The organism is Desulfitobacterium sp. (assembly GCF_982384815.1).
On record NZ_CEVWNY010000008.1, the window covers coordinates 1 to 13,927 of the forward strand.

A 13,927-nucleotide genomic window follows, 5' to 3' on the forward strand; every position below is an offset into this window, starting at 1 on the left:
TTCACTATTCCCGATTAAATCCTTAATGCTCCCATGCTCCAGCTTGCTTCCAAGTTTAACCTCAATTTGTTCGCGGACTAGCTGATCACGTTTAGCTTCCTCTTCGTTTAAGCACACAATATAACGTTTCTCTTGATGGACCACTTCTTTAACCTTTAGATTATCCTTCACGAAGGTATAAGGTTCCGGAGAAGTTGCAAGCTCTGGACCAGCCTTTATATTGCGCATACGAACCCCAAGAATGTATTGAAGTTGCAATTCTTCGAGCAGTTCCAAGGTTCGTTTTCCCATCATGCCCCGGTCGCCAACAACAATGACTCGCTGGATATTAAAACGCTTTTTTAAATCACTCACAGCCTCAATAAAGGCATCCGTATCCGGTGTATTTCCCGGAAACACATGATGGGCAATAGGAATCCCATCTCTGGACATCAATATACCAATCATCACCTGAAGGCGGTCAGGGCGATGATCCTTAGAATATCCGTATTCCAAGAGGTCAAAGGCTCCGGCATCTCCTTCGACATAGGTCGAGGTAGTATCAAAGAACACCAAATCCAGCTGTTGTGTAAACAGGTTGGTATGGTGGAAAAATAATTGCTCTTCGATGGTGTCTTTGTTTTCATCAAGAAAGTCAATGGCTTTATAGAAGTGGTGAAGCTTTAAGCTTTCAAATTCGGGGCGATAGACGGAATCTTTCCAATCGCTAACCCCCAATTTACTGGTGGGCTCTGTCAAACGGTTTAAGACCATACAAAAAATTGCTTCTTGAACATCAATGCTCAATTCTCTTTCGCTAAAGAGCCCATCGAGAATTTTATGGAGACCAAGGTTTTCCCAAAGCCGACGAAAAACCATAGAAGGACCAAACTCTTTACTCCAGTCAGCAAAAAGGTCTTCTGCAGCGTCAACCACTGCAAGTTTATCTGAGAATTTCGCTAGAGAGCGAATAAGATCGTCAAGTTTCCCATTTTGGAGATCCTCCACTCTCCCCAGGTTACAAAGGACTTTTTGACGAACTTTACCCTCTTCGCGTCGACTCTCAACAATTTGAAGGTAACGGCGTGGTGAGCCGTCCCGGTTGTAGGCGGTTTTAATTCGTGCAAACACATCACTACAATTATACCAAAACATCCTGCATTATTCAACAATAATATGAACTTTGTGCGGCACTACATTTCGATTTTCGAACGTTAGTTTTACTAATTTGTACATTTTAAATCGGCATGGGGAGCCATAATTACAATTTAAAAGTAACTAATTTTAAAGCGTTACTGTCAAACTCGAGCCATACTTTCTCATGCAACCATAAGACATTCATAATCCTTATGCACAATCAGACGGGATAGGAATACGTGGGAATGGACATTTCGGGTAAAGTCCATTTCGCGCACTTCGCAATAATTCCGATATAGGTATAATATGCAAACCTGTTTCGCAAATATTTTTCTATAGCTGTACCACTCTTTATAGATCTAGCGGGCTTCTAATCCGAATTATATCCTTTTGCGTTACATGAGTGTAAACCTCTGTAGTCTTAGAACTTTTATGCCCTAATATTTCTTGGATATACCTCAGGTCTGTGCCGGCTTCTAATAAATGAGTAGCGAATGAATGTCTTAGTGAATATATCGAGACATTCTTTTTGATTCCTGCTTTGTGACGTGCATCATTGAAAACCTTTTGAGCCGTGCGTTCGGAGAGATGTTTCCCCTCTGCTTCACCTGGAAACAACCATTCATGCAGCTTGATCTTTTGCAACCCCAATATATCCCTATTTCTCCACAAATAGCTTTATTCCTGCAAAGTTTGACTGATTAATAAAATCAAAGGCGTAGCAACCAAAGCTACGCCTTAAACCACATCTATATATATTTTCATTTACTTATTCGTCAGGATTTTCAATAAGCTGCATGAGGGTCTCCTGCTCTTCCCGAAGTTTTTCTAACTCATCGGCCAGGTTAAGTGCTGCCAGGATCGCTATTTGATGAACGGCTAAACGCGGCATGCGCTGGGCGATGAGACGCATTTTCTTGTCTACTTCACGGGCAACTTTAATAATATGTTCCGCGCTTTCCTTCCCGCGAATCACATGTTTTTCCCCGTAAATTTCCACGATGACTCTTTCTTGTTCGTCAGCCATATGACACCCCCCAGATACTATATTACTTTCTCCAGGCAGCTCCAAATTCCTTTTCAATTCCGTCAAGAACTTGTTGATTTAGAGCATTTACTTCTTCATCCTTCAAAGTTCGATCTGGGGCTTGGTACTTCAGAGTAAAGGCCAGGCTCTTGCGATCTTCCGGAATCGGTTTTGCGGTATAGACATCAAAGATATCCACCTGGATTAAAAGATTTCCTCCCAGCTCTTGGATTCTTTTCATGACATTTTGGGCTGAGACTTCCAGGGGCACAACCACTGCTAAATCCCGATGCATAGCCGGGAACTTGGGAATGGAGACCGCCCGGATGGTCAGATCGCTGGCTGCCATCAGAGGCGCAACATCCAGCTCAAAGATTAAGGCCCGCTCAAGCTCCCATTCTTTACCCAGGGCAGGATGAATCTCACCCATAAAGCCGATTCTTTCACCCTTTAAGAAGATCTCTGCGGAGCGTCCCGGATGGACTACCTCCAGATTTTGCGGCAAACGATACTCAAGCTTTAAACCAAACTCCCGAGCTATTTCCTCTACGATTCCTTTCACCGTATAGAAATCATACTCGGTTACCCGGGTTAGCCAATGGCGAGGTGATTTCCCCCAGATTACCCCAGCTAAGCGGAGGTCTTCCTGAGGCAGTTTAACGAGAGGACGTTCCTCACTTAAATAAATATTGCCGATTTCAAAAAGACGAATATCCAAGTTGCGCCGGGAGATATTGCGTTGTGCTACTTCCAGAATACCGGGGAGCAAAGCCGTCCGCATCACGCTTAACTCTTCCCGCAGGGGATTCAGTAAGGGAATTGCCTTTTCTACCTTGCCAAACTGACGGTCGGCATCCGGGCGAGTGAAAGAGTAAGTCATCACTTCATTAAGGCCCAGACGAACCAGCAGATGACGAAGCTTGCGCTTGAACTCTTGTTCAGGGGTTCTCCGGCCTTGGGTTGTATCCCCTTGGGGAAGAGTAGTGGGAATCCGATCGTACCCAGTCAAACGAGCTACTTCTTCGATGAGGTCCTCTTCAATCCGAATATCGGAACGATAGGTGGTGATCCTTACCTCATAGCCCCCCTCCTTTTCCTGATAGGGGAAACGGAGGCGTTTTAGAACATCAGTGATCTCTGCTTGAGCCAATGCAGTCCCTAATAGAGCATTAGTCTTCTCCACACTTAGATTAACTGTAACAGGCTCCGGCAGATACCCGATGGTCTCCACAAAACCAACCGGTCTGCCGGCACCCAATTCAATAACTAACTCGGCCACCCGGCCTAATGTTGCAGCTACGCCATGAGGGTTGACTCCTTTTTCAAAGCGGTTGGAAGCCTCGGAACGAAGGCCCAGACGGCGACTGGTGCGGCGAATGCTGACTCCGGAAAAATGAGCTGATTCCACGAAGATACGCTTAGTGGAGTCAGTGATCTCACTATTTAAGCCACCCATTACTCCGGCTAAGCCAAGGGCCTTTTCCTCATCGGCAATCAAGAGCATTTCCGGATCAAGGTTCCGCTCCACATCATCTAGCGTCACCAGCTTTTCCCCGGCCTTAGCCCGGCGAACATGTACAGCGCCGGAGATAGCATCCCGATCAAAAGCATGGAGGGGCTGACCCATTTCCAGCATAATATAGTTAGTAATATCAACGATATTACTAATCGGACGAACTCCTGCCGCCTTAAGACGCTTTTGCATCCACTCCGGGGAGGGTTCAATCTTCACATCTTCCACCACTAAGCCTGCATAGCGATGGCAAAGCTCAGGATCATCAATGACGATCTTAGCCGTGGGGTCTACGGGATAGTCCGGGCCCTGTTCGGTTTCGGCCCAACTTGACAGGTGAAGTTCTCCCCCCGTCAAAGAGGCCACTTCCCTTGCCACATTAATCATCCCTAAGCAATCCGGGCGATTAGGATAAAGCTCCAGATCCAAGACTGAGTCCCCTTGACCAAGGAGAGTATCCAAGGTAGCACCCAAGGGAGCATCAGGTGGCAGGATCATGATTCCGCCTTCACTGCGGGGATCTCCAGCGTCCTCATCCAAGCCAAGTTCTTCCGTAGAGCAGAGCATACCGGAGGATTCTACTCCCCGCAGCTTAGATACCTCAATATGAACTCCATTGGGCAGAGTCGTTCCCGGTAAAGCCACCGGAATCCGGTCCTTGACTAAGAGGTTTTGGGCACCTGTCACGATAGTCGTGGTTCTATCCCCCAGGTTAACCTTACAGATCCACAATTTATCCGCATTGGGATGACGCTCCATGCCGGCGATCTCACCGATGACCACTTTATCCAAACCTTGGTTCAGGTAGTCAACGCCCCCGACCTCAATCCCGCCCCGGGTCAATACTTCCGCCAATTCTTCAGCAGGCTGTTCAATATCAATAAACTCTCGTAACCATTCCAGACTGACTTTCATACGTTTGCCTCCTTAAAACTGTTGCAAAAAGCGCAAGTCATTATCGAATAAAAGCCGCATATCCTCGATCCCATACTTAAGCATGGCGATCCGCTCTACACCCATACCAAAGGCAAAGCCGGTTAGTTCCTTGGAGTCATAGCCCCCCATCTCCAAGACCTTGGGGTGAACCATGCCGGAACCGAGAATCTCAATCCAGCCCGTCCCTTTACAGATCCGGCAGCCGGACCCGCCACAGAGCATACAGGACACATCCACTTCCGCACTAGGCTCCGTAAAGGGGAAGAAGCTGGGCCGCAGACGAATTTCCCGCGATTCTCCAAACATCATCCGGGAGAAGTTCAAAAGAATTCCCTTCAGATCGGACATGCGAATCCCCCGATCCACTAACAAGCCTTCCACCTGATGGAACATTGGGGAGTGGGTAGCGTCGTCATCCTTCCGATAGACCTTACCTGGGCAGATGATTTTAACGGGAAGCTGAGGGCGCTGTTTTTCCATGGTCCGAATCTGAACCGGCGAGGTCTGAGTCCGCAACAGAATCTCTTCAGTAATATAAAAGGAATCCTGCATCTCCCGAGCCGGATGGTCCTTGGGAAGATTCAGGGCCTCAAAGTTATAGTAGTCACTCTCAATCTCCGGACCTTCGGCAATCTGAAAGCCCATGCCTAAGAAGATCTCTTCAATCTCTTCGATAACCTTGGTCAAAGGATGCTGGTGCCCACGGGGTAAGCTTACCCCCGGCAAACTAATGTCGAGCTTTTCTTCTTCCAGTTGTTTTTGCAAAGCCGCATTAGCGAGCTCCTCGGTTCGACGAACCCAAGCCTCCTCCAAGACATCCCGCGTCTCATTAACGATCTGACCAAAAATAGGTCGTTCCTCGGGGCTTAGGCCTCCCATCTTCCGCAATTGGGCAGTAAGCGTTCCTTTTTTGCCCAAAACCTTTACCTTCAGTTCCTGCAGCTCTTCTAAGGAAGAGACCTTCTGCAGTTCTGCCAGTGTTTCCTCTTGAATGCGTTGAACTTCCTGTTTCACGATAACCCTCCTAAGATAAGATTGACACGTCCTAAATAAAACAAAAAATCCCCATCCCTATAAAAGGGACGAGAATTAACTCCCGCGGTACCACCCTGGTTCAGCTTATTCAGCCGCAGCTTCATTCTCCGATAACGGGGAGACCGGGCTTACCTATGCTAATCTTCGGCAAACCACTCTCAGGGGAAATTTAACATCTAGCCAACAGTCTTGATTTGGCCTAAACCCTTAGTGTAAACCTTAAGCCTAAATCCTTGGCACAAGATGAGGTATTTTCTTGGCTAAGCTTTCAGTCTTTGACTTAACCTCCCTGAAAAGAAAATATCCTTTTAACCTGATCATTGCGTTTTCTTATTTACGGACCTACCACTGTTTAATTCATACTGCCTATACAGCAAATAGGCATTTGGGGAACCGGTTACCTCAAATATCTTCCAAAACCACTCTGCGGGTGACATGGTTTAGCCCACCTTTCGGCCTGGATTCCTCAAACCTGTTCACTGAAATTATAGCACCACTGGAACTAGTTTACAAGAAAACCTGGTCGAAAAACTGCCTAAATTCCTGCTGTTAAAGGGTTTTAAGGGTTTCTTTCTACTCGCCGCAGCATTTCATAAAGGATAATTCCCGTAGCCATAGCCACATTTAAAGACTCTACCCCATGACTCATAGGAATAGTGACCCGAGTCACTTCCGGCCCACGAAAGGTGACCGAAGGACCATTCCCTTCATTTCCCACTACTAAGGCAAGAGGAAGGCGTAAATCGGCCTCATAAAGATCATGTCCCTGAATATCCCCCGTTACTACAGGTATCCGCCCCTTTTGGCAAAAAGCCAGAATCTCCGCCGGTTGACAATCGGTAACTATCTTCATGGAAAAAATCGCACCCATGGTACTTCTTAGGACCTTTAGGTTATATAAATCCACCGTACCTTCCGTAAGACACACCTGGGTAACCCCGGCAGCCAAGGCTGTACGAAGTATGGTTCCGCAATTGCCAGGGTCTTGGACCCCATCAAGAATTAAGATGACCGGGAGGGTGGGATCTGTTTGTACTGTTTGTACTGTTTGTACTGTTTGCATCGTTTGGGCTTCTTGCCATAGGGTTAAATCCTGCCAAGTCCACCGGGGTTGCTTAACGATAGCCAGTATCCCTTGAGGATTTTCCGTATCACTCATTTTGCGAAGTACCCGCTCATCCACTTCGATAATCGGAACCCCTTTTGCTTGTAGAACCTCCGCCAGGCGGGGCCATAACTCATTCTTTCGCTCAGGACAAACAAAAACCTTCGTCAACAAGGCCCCTCTATTTATTCCCTCTTCCACAAAACGCCAACCCTCGATGAGGAATTCGCCCGCTTCCTCACGAAACTTTCGTTTATGGAGATTCACTACATATTTAACTTGTTCATTCTGTAAGGAGGTCAGCACGTTATCACCCCGTGAAAACTATTCAATATAGCCTTGCCTTTAGCTTTAAACATCAATCCCTCTATATCTCGCTTCCATTCATTAATAAGGGAGTGTCGCAAAATTACTTTTTTAAAGTAGTTAAGACAAAATTATACAACTTCTGTGGATCTTTCGGGAATCACAGTTTTATTTTTTAATAAAAGGAGCCGTTGCTTAACGAACACATCCGTCCGTTTTGCAACAGCCCCTCTTCTCTACTTATTTCGCACTAACTTGTGTTTTAGCTACATTGACTAATTCGGTAAATGCAGCAGCATCATTGATAGCCAGCTCAGCCAGCATTTTCCGGTTTACGGATACACCGGCCTTTTTCAGACCATTCATCAGACGGCTGTAGCTTAAACCGTTCATACGGGCAGCTGCATTGATACGCGCGATCCATAATTTGCGGAAATCACCTTTTTTATCTTTACGGTGAGCATAGGCATAGGCTAAGGACTTTATTACCTGCTCATTAGCCGGCCGGTAAAGTTTGCTTTTCGCCCCCCGGAACCCTTTAGCAAGCTTTAATACTTTTTTATGACGTTTATGCTTCGTTACCCCTCTTTTTATACGGGCCATTGCGAAGACCTCCTTACATGTTAATCTATGTCATCTTTTAATTTTAACAAGGCTCGCCGGCGTTTCACAGCGTTACGCTGAATTCGAACCCCGCCGATCCGATAGTCCTAGCAATGCTTATAGATAAGCAACTAAGCGGGCAATGCGCTTTGCGTCTGTTTTATGCATAACAGTACCTTTGCGCAGTTGACGTTTACGTTTAGGAGATTTTTTCTCCAAGATATGGCTTGTGTAGGCATGATGACGGACAATCTTACCGGTTCCTGTTTTCTTAAAACGTTTCGCAGCTCCGCGGTGTGTTTTCATTTTTGGCATTGGGATATCCCCCTCTCGTGTTAGTCGTGTTTCACAGGTGCTAAAATCATAACCATATTGCGTCCTTCAAGTTTTGGTTCACGCTCTATATTAGCCTCAGCTTTGCAAAAGTCAGCCAGACGCAGGCATAAGGACCTTCCTAGTTCCGGATGGGTAACCTCCCGGCCCCGGAACATAATGGTTACCTTTACCTTATCACCGTCACTTAAAAAGCGTTGGGCGTTGCGTGCTTTGGTTTCGAAGTCATGGTCCTCAATATTGGGACGCAGCTTAACTTCTTTGATCTCCATAGTCTTTTGTTTTTTACGGGCTTCTTTGTCTCGTTTGGCCTGCTCATACTTGTACTTGCCATAATCCATGATCTTACAAACAGGCGGCTTAGCAGTCGGTGCAATTTCCACTAAGTCTAGAGATTTCTCCGTCGCGATTCTTTGAGCATCTCTAAGTTGAACGATACCTAATTGCTCCCCTTCTTCTCCGACAAGACGTACTTCCCGGGCCCGGATTTCGTCATTAATCCGTAAATCCTTGCTAATAGTGAACCACCTCCATATAAATCATAAAGAAAAAAAGACGGGCAGATTTCCACCCGTCTTCTATAACCAAATCATGAGCAAGCAAATAAGCTCAGGACCCGAAGATACCTCATCGACTTTAGCCATGAGGTGAGAAGCGGATGGCTTCTACTTGAACATTAACATTATATTGGGTTTAGAGATTTTTGTCAAATTAATTTTTTACACCAATTTCTTCTTCGCCTTGATCTCCTCTTGAATCATCGCAATAAACTCTGCCACCGAGAGCTTTTCTCCGGAGTTATTTTGACCATAACGGCGGACAGCCACAGTATCCGTTTCCGCTTCTTGGTCGCCCACCACCAGAGCAAAGGGGAGCTTATGGGTTTGGGCTTCCCGGATTTTGTAGCTGATTTTCTCCCGGCGGTCATCCGCTTCAGCCCGTATATCCAGCTCATTTAAACGCTTGACGATATCTTGGGCATATTCCTCATGACGCTCGCTGATGGGCAGAACGCGGACTTGGACCGGTGCCAGCCAAGTTGGGAAGGCTCCGGCATAATGCTCGGTAAGCAAAGCGATGAAACGCTCAATACTTCCATAAACAACCCGGTGCACCATAACCGGACGATGCTTTTGGCCGTCTTCCCCTACATAGGTAAGGTCAAATTTCTCAGGCATTTGGAAATCCAGCTGAATAGTTCCGCATTGCCAGGTCCGGCCTAAGCAATCCCGGAGATGAAAGTCGATTTTCGGTCCATAGAAAGCACCGTCTCCCGGGTTAACCTTATATTCAATCCCCTTAGATTCCAAGGCTTCCTGAAGCGCATTGGTAGCCATTTCCCAAGTCTCATCAGAGCCCATGGAGTCTTCCGGGCGAGTGGAGAGTTCCACATGATACTCGAAACCAAAGACCTTATAGAAATGATCCACCAGGTCGATGACCCCACTGATTTCGTCTTTGATTTGGGAAGGAAGCATGAAGATATGAGCATCGTCTTGAGTGAAGTTCCGCACCCGCAAGAGTCCGTTTAAGGCACCGGACAACTCATGCCGATGAACTAAGCCCAGCTCTCCCATTCTTAAAGGCAGATCCCGATAACTTCTGAGTTTTTGCTTATACATAATCATGCCGCCGGGGCAGTTCATGGGCTTAACGGCAAAATCTTCATCATCGATCTTGGTGGTGTACATATTGTCCTTATAATGATCCCAGTGTCCGGAGTTTTCCCAGAGGTTACGGCTTAAGATAATTGGAGTTTTGATCTCATGATAGCCCCGCTTGCGATGCTCCTGCCGCCAGAAGTCTTCCAGTTGGTTGCGAAGAACCATGCCTTTGGGGTGGAAGAAGGGGAAACCCGGCCCTTCATCATGAAGGCTGAACAGATCCAGCTCTACGCCCAGTTTACGATGATCGCGGCGTTTAGCCTCTTCAAGCTTGAAGAGATAATCATCCAAATCCTCTTTTTTGGCCCAGACCGTGCCGTAAATCCGTTGGAGCATTTTGTTTTTCTCACTGCCCCGCCAGTAAGCACCGGCCAGATTCATCAGTTTAAAAGCTTTAATATTTCCTGTGGAAGGGATATGAGGGCCGGCACAAAGGTCTGTGAAGTTTCCTTGCGTATACATAGAAATAACTTCATCTTCAGGCAGATCCTCGATCAGCTCCACTTTATACTTTTCACCTTGCTCGGAGAAATTCTTCAAGGCTTCACTGCGGGAAATCTCTTTCCGTTCATAATGATTGTTCGCTTTAGCCAGACGGCGCATCTCAGCTTCAATCTTCTCCAGATCTTCCGGAGTAAAGATATGCTCGGAATCAAAATCGTAATAGAAGCCATTATCAATGGCCGGTCCAATCCCTAACTTGGTTCCGGGGAAAAGGTTCTGCACCGCTTCAGCCATAAGGTGAGAGGTGGAGTGTCTTAATACTTTAAGTCCTTCCTCACTGTCGATCGTGATAATCTCTACATCCGCATCATGCATTAAAGGATAGGAAAGGTCTTTTACCTCACCATCCACTTTCCCGGCCACAGCAGCTTTAGCTAACCCTCTGGAGATAGAGGCTGCCAATTGGCCAAGGTTCGTGCCGGGTTCAATTTCCCGGATTGAACCATCTTTCAACGTAATTTTTAACATCTTGCACAACTCCTTTTTATCATTAAAAAAAGCCCTCATCCCAATCTGGGACGAGAGCATTATTCCCGTGGTTCCACCCAAGTCAAAGCTGTTGCTTCATCTTTGAACCCTTAACGCGGGTAACGTCTGAGTATACTATAGCTTCAACTCAGCACTCCGGGGTGGTCTTCCTTTGCTCCTTCATGAGAGATGCTTGCAGCCGGTGACATCTCTTCTCTAACATAAAGGAAGTTTAGTTGACTTATCCACTGCGTGGGCAACAAAAGCAAATTACTTTCCCCATCATCGTTTTCAATATATTATTATATCCACCCTTGTAAACTTTGTCAAATCTTCTCACAGATCGTACAGCTGCCGTCACAATAACTGACCCGACCTTCAAAGACTTTGCAAATAGTTTGCAAGGTATCCTTAAATCCCGGGTCTTTGACAGTTGCTTAAATAAAGAAATCCCTATAAGCCTTAAAAACAGGGCTTTTTTTATTGAAAAAATGTCAAGTTCTAGCTGTTTCTTATTGCGTAATTTGGCGTAATGTGTTATAATATAAGGAATTGGGGGTGTTGATCGCTATGCGACTTAGTATATCCAAGTCTAAAAATGCTACTTCCCTTTATGTTATACAATCTGTTTACGAAAACGGTAGGCGTTCTACTAGAGTCGTTGAGAAGTTAGGAACGGTTGCTGAGTTACAACAAAAACTAAATGGACAAGACCCTATTGAATGGGCTAAATCATACATAGAAGAGCTGAACAAAAAAGAAAAAGAGCAATCGCGAGAAGTCATCGTTAAATACTCGCCATCTAAAGTGATCCCTAAAGATCAACAGCACTTTTTCAACGGCGGTTATCTTTTTCTTCAGCAGATCTATCACGAACTCGATCTTCATAAGGTCTCCGCTGAGATATCAAAAAAGTATAAGTTCTCTTTCGATTTCAATGCTATACTGTCACGGCTTCTTTACGGGCGGATCCTTTTTCCTTCTTCCAAACTCGCTACTTACAAGCACTCCTCAAAGTTCATTGAACAACCTGACTTTCAATTGCAGCATGTGTACAGAGCACTTGAAGTTATTGCTAAAGAAATGGATTTCATTCAATCTTCTCTTTATAGCAATAGCCTTAAAATTTCAAAGAGAAACACCGGTATTCTCTATTATGACTGTACCAATTACTTCTTTGAAATCGAACAAGAAGACGGACTCAAACAGTATGGTGCTTCAAAAGAACACCGGCCAAACCCTATCATCCAAATGGGTCTGTTTATGGATGGAGACGGCATTCCTCTTGCTTTTAATCTCAACAGTGGCAACACAAATGAGCAGATCACACTTAAACCCTTAGAGGAAAAAATACTTTCGGATTTCAAACTTTCCAAATTTGTGGTCTGTACAGATGCCGGCCTAGCTTCTGAAAAGAACAGAAGATTCAACAATGAAGGCGAACGCGCATTTATCACTACCCAATCGATTAAAAAACTAAAAAAGCATTTAAAAGAATGGTCCCTTGATTCAAAAGGCTGGCATCTTGCGGATCATGATAAAACTTATGATATCACCGAGCTTGACGAAAAAACCTATAAAGACAAGTGCTTCTTCAAAGAACGCTGGATTAAAGAAAACGGCCTAGAACAAAAACTCATTGTCACTTACTCCATCAAGTACAAAAACTATCAGCGTCAAATCCGTAATTCACAAATCGAACGTGCTCAAAAGGTACTTGATACGAATCCAACTAAAATTTCAAAAAGCAATCAGAACGACTATAAACGTTTTATTAAGAAAACCAGCTGCACATCTGATGGCGAAATAGCTGACAATGAACTCTACGCCTTAAATATCGAAAACATCGCCGCCGAAGAAGCTTATGACGGATTTTATGCCGTTTGTACGAACCTCGAAGGTAGTGCTCAGGAGATCATCCGGATTAACCAGCGGCGCTGGGAAATTGAAGAATGTTTCCGGATCATGAAAAGCGAGTTTAAAGCACGCCCAGTATATTTAAGCCGCGAAGACAGAATTAAAGCCCATTTTACTACTTGCTTTATGTCACTTATCATTTATCGATTATTGGAAAAAAAGCTAGGAAATAAGTTTACCTGCAGTGAAGTCATCAACGGATTGAGAGATATGAATTTCTATGAGATCAAAGGCGAGGGGTATATACCGACCTACACAAGAACTGATTTTACAGATACGTTGCATGAGACTTTTGGTTTTCGAACAGATTACGAGATCGTGAAAAAGACGCAGATGAAAAAAAATTTTAACACTACTAAGAAATAAAAATATTACTCACTTTTTAAAAACACAAAAAAGCTTGAATGCCTTGCAATCACAGGACTTTCAAGCTTTTTATAGCTTATTAACTGTCAAAGATGAGATTATATCCACCCTTGTAAACTTTGTCAAATCTTCTCACAGATCGTACAGCTGCCGTCACAATAACTGACCCGACCTTCAAAGACTTTGCAAATAGTTTGCAAGGTATCCTTAAATCCCTCATTTCGAATATGCAAAACAATTCGTCGCGGAGCAACGGCAATTAGGGCACTGACGAGCAAATCTTCATAGGTCAGTTCTTGAGATGTATCCATAAAAGTTAAGTCATCCATATATTTTTTGGTGATTTTCTTACCTTCCTCATTGTAAAGGTTGAACTTCCCATGTCTAGTGATTCCAACGTGGAGGGTATGGAGACGGGGTTTCTGCGAGTCCACAAAACGCTTTAACAGTTCGATAAACTCCAGATACTCAGTCTCGATCACATGCTCATTGACCACATAGTTGACGGCTTTATTGATCTCTTCCCGGTAGTCCCTAGCCCGAAATCTCAAAAAGCCTTCCATATCGAAGAGGGGCTGGGCATCCAGGCATTTAACGATCTGGTTAACCAAGGCCGCTTTGCGGTGAACCCGATAACCCTTCCAATCCCGGGACTCCTCATTCAAATGTTGAAGGGCCTTTTCAAAGACCTGAACCACTTCTTCCCGTTTCATTTTATATTTACTCTTGAGCAGCCAGCGGATATGATCCTTTTCCCAGTACAACAAGATTGTTTCGGCAATAGCATTAGCTAGATAATAGCTATGGATTTTCTTGGTAGTCTCCAGTTCCTTCACATCATTCAACTCATCCATTTGGAACTCGCAATCAATCAACCAACGCTTCCCTTGCTGATACTCATGAAGAATGACCGGAAGCTTCTCTTCTTCCTGCAACTGCCTAAGACGCTCGAAGATGCTCTCTCTGTAGTATTGAGTTCCAACCTGTACGGAGTGTTGTTCCACCCTGGCATCCCCTCCATAGTAGAGTATATG

Annotated in this window: 12 protein-coding genes and 1 other annotated feature; of the genes, 1 reads left to right on the forward strand and 11 read right to left on the reverse strand. The window is 45.0% G+C overall.

The annotated features are described in order from the left end of the window. The 10 genes from AC1U9U_RS02615 to thrS form a co-directional block, all read right to left on the reverse strand. Positions 1-1,110, reverse strand: a 1,110-nt coding sequence (locus tag AC1U9U_RS02615; RefSeq protein ID WP_479959039.1) for an IS1634 family transposase, incomplete at its 3' end; no start/stop codon positions are given. A 357-nt stretch (positions 1,111-1,467) separates the two neighbouring features. Continuing rightward, on the reverse strand, positions 1,468-1,788 hold the full coding sequence (locus AC1U9U_RS02620) for a tyrosine-type recombinase/integrase (protein WP_479958999.1): 321 nt from the start codon (positions 1,786-1,788) through the stop codon (positions 1,468-1,470). A gap of 97 nt (positions 1,789-1,885) precedes the next feature. Then, the gene (locus AC1U9U_RS02625; RefSeq protein ID WP_479959000.1) at positions 1,886-2,143 is read right to left on the reverse strand and encodes a cell division protein ZapA; all 258 of its coding nucleotides are present in this window, start codon (positions 2,141-2,143) and stop codon (positions 1,886-1,888) included. Positions 2,144-2,165: 22 nt separating this feature from the next. Continuing rightward, positions 2,166-4,571 carry a phenylalanine--tRNA ligase subunit beta gene (gene pheT, locus AC1U9U_RS02630; RefSeq protein WP_479959001.1) on the reverse strand — a complete coding sequence of 802 codons (2,406 nt, stop codon included), beginning with the start codon at positions 4,569-4,571 and terminating at the stop codon, positions 2,166-2,168. A gap of 12 nt (positions 4,572-4,583) precedes the next feature. Next, the gene (gene pheS, locus AC1U9U_RS02635; protein ID WP_479959002.1) at positions 4,584-5,606 is read right to left on the reverse strand and encodes a phenylalanine--tRNA ligase subunit alpha; all 1,023 of its coding nucleotides are present in this window, start codon (positions 5,604-5,606) and stop codon (positions 4,584-4,586) included. Positions 5,607-6,186: 580 nt separating this feature from the next. Then, positions 6,187-7,038, reverse strand: a complete 852-nt coding sequence (locus AC1U9U_RS02640) for a TrmH family RNA methyltransferase (RefSeq protein ID WP_479959003.1) — start codon at positions 7,036-7,038, stop codon at positions 6,187-6,189. Positions 7,039-7,278: 240 nt separating this feature from the next. Continuing rightward, entirely contained in the window at positions 7,279-7,641 is a 363-nt protein-coding gene (gene rplT / locus AC1U9U_RS02645; RefSeq protein ID WP_479959004.1) for a 50S ribosomal protein L20, read from the reverse strand. A gap of 117 nt (positions 7,642-7,758) precedes the next feature. After that, positions 7,759-7,956 (reverse strand): 50S ribosomal protein L35, encoded by a 198-nt coding sequence (gene rpmI, locus AC1U9U_RS02650; RefSeq protein WP_479959005.1) that lies wholly within the window; start codon positions 7,954-7,956, stop codon positions 7,759-7,761. Between the two features lie 20 nt (positions 7,957-7,976). Further along, positions 7,977-8,492, reverse strand: a complete 516-nt coding sequence (gene infC / locus AC1U9U_RS02655) for a translation initiation factor IF-3 (protein ID WP_479959040.1) — start codon at positions 8,490-8,492, stop codon at positions 7,977-7,979. Positions 8,493-8,515: 23 nt separating this feature from the next. After that, positions 8,516-8,651 (reverse strand) — a sequence feature (ribosomal protein L20 leader region). 42 nt (positions 8,652-8,693) lie between these two features. Further along, positions 8,694-10,610, reverse strand: a complete 1,917-nt coding sequence (gene thrS / locus AC1U9U_RS02660; protein ID WP_479959006.1) for a threonine--tRNA ligase — start codon at positions 10,608-10,610, stop codon at positions 8,694-8,696. A 570-nt stretch (positions 10,611-11,180) separates the two neighbouring features. Between thrS and AC1U9U_RS02665 the strand changes: the two genes are divergently transcribed. Further along, the gene (locus tag AC1U9U_RS02665; protein ID WP_479959007.1) at positions 11,181-12,893 is read left to right on the forward strand and encodes an IS1634 family transposase; all 1,713 of its coding nucleotides are present in this window, start codon (positions 11,181-11,183) and stop codon (positions 12,891-12,893) included. 122 nt (positions 12,894-13,015) lie between these two features. Here the strand turns inward: AC1U9U_RS02665 and ytxC are convergent, their stop codons facing one another. After that, positions 13,016-13,897 carry a sporulation protein YtxC gene (ytxC, locus tag AC1U9U_RS02670; protein ID WP_479959008.1) on the reverse strand — a complete coding sequence of 294 codons (882 nt, stop codon included), beginning with the start codon at positions 13,895-13,897 and terminating at the stop codon, positions 13,016-13,018. Positions 13,898-13,927 lie beyond the last annotated feature (30 nt).

What these genes read in the sequence shown, in the direction of transcription:
- AC1U9U_RS02625 (WP_479959000.1), bottom strand. Translation starts at nt 2,143, where the DNA reads ATGGCTGACGAACAAGAAAGAGTCATCGTGGAAATTTACGGGGAAAAA.
- pheT (WP_479959001.1), bottom strand. Translation starts at nt 4,571, where the DNA reads ATGAAAGTCAGTCTGGAATGGTTACGAGAGTTTATTGATATTGAACAG.
- rplT (WP_479959004.1), bottom strand. Translation starts at nt 7,641, where the DNA reads ATGGCCCGTATAAAAAGAGGGGTAACGAAGCATAAACGTCATAAAAAA.
- rpmI (WP_479959005.1), bottom strand. Translation starts at nt 7,956, where the DNA reads ATGCCAAAAATGAAAACACACCGCGGAGCTGCGAAACGTTTTAAGAAA.
- thrS (WP_479959006.1), bottom strand. Translation starts at nt 10,610, where the DNA reads ATGTTAAAAATTACGTTGAAAGATGGTTCAATCCGGGAAATTGAACCC.
- AC1U9U_RS02665 (WP_479959007.1), top strand. Translation starts at nt 11,181, where the DNA reads ATGCGACTTAGTATATCCAAGTCTAAAAATGCTACTTCCCTTTATGTT.